The organism is Pseudolactococcus yaeyamensis, from assembly GCF_054658615.1.
This window is the reverse complement of record NZ_BAAGGP010000192.1, coordinates 1-1,008: the sequence shown is the minus strand read 5'-3', so window position 1 is coordinate 1,008 and position 1,008 is coordinate 1. Positions and strand designations below refer to the sequence as shown.

The following is a 1,008-nucleotide window of genomic DNA, read 5'->3' as shown; positions in this document are numbered from 1 at the left end:
TTGATTCGTGACGATAAAGACTGCAACCAAGGCAACAATACTTATCGTTAAAAAGACAATCACGATATTTTGAAGTCGTGCCAACTTTTCATCTAGTTTGTGATAATGCTTCATTTTGTTCTTTCTTTATTGAGCAGTTGTTTAATTCAAGTAGAGACATCTAGCAGTTAATAATACATTTTAAAATCCATAGACTTTTGGCTCTTTTTTGATTTTTTTGTGACTAATAGAATCAGAGGTGGTGGGACTGTACACCCGTTTTTCAGGTAACTGTTTCCACAAAACACCATAGTTTTCCCACCTTCTTAAATTAAAAGTATCAGGTTCTGTTATGGAAGCCATATCTGATGAGATAGTTTCACTATTATCTCGCTTTACACCAGAAATATTATTGTGGATTGATTGAAACAGGTAGTATCCGTAATAAAAATTATTATTATTTGTTGAACCTTCTGGTTTACCATAAAAAATATTTTTAGATTGATAGAAATTAATATCGAATACTTCTTTTTGCTCATCAATAAGCGCATCATAAACTTGCTTAATTTGTAACTCATATTGCTCTTTTGAAAGTATGCTAGATAATATTATCGAAATTCTATACTCCCTTCTTGTCTGTTCAAAAAATTCCTTAGTAGACCAATTCAAGTCATTATACCTATCATTTTCATCCCAGTCATCCAAAGCAATCGCATAATTCTCTACAAAATCGAATTTGCCTAAAATTTCTTCAAACAGTACCACCAATAGCTAAAGTGGCGAAATTCGCAACAACAACGACTGTATTCGCAAGTTGTTCATCCTCCCCTATAGCCGTTAAACCTTTAGCAAGAGGATTGAAATCTTTACCTGTCGCATATTTTATACCACTTGCAACGAGTTGATTCCCTGCAAGAGCTGCATCAAATGCTAAACCAGCCATAACAAGCGGTGTTGCCGTCCCTGCTGATACAACGATGAGTGCCACTGCAACAACTACACCAACAACAGCCCAGAATAATTCTTTTT

General features: G+C 34.6%; 2 protein-coding genes. Both read right to left on the bottom strand.

Translation table 11 applies throughout. The features are described from left to right. Positions 1–180: 180 nt before the first annotated feature. On the bottom strand, positions 181–744 hold the full coding sequence (locus ACYQ21_RS15665; protein ID WP_460059617.1) for a hypothetical protein: 564 nt from the start codon (positions 742–744) through the stop codon (positions 181–183). After that, on the bottom strand, positions 731–1,008 hold a 278-nt coding region (locus ACYQ21_RS15660), incomplete at its 5' end, for a hypothetical protein (protein ID WP_460059615.1). The genes ACYQ21_RS15660 and ACYQ21_RS15665, both read right to left, overlap by 14 nt.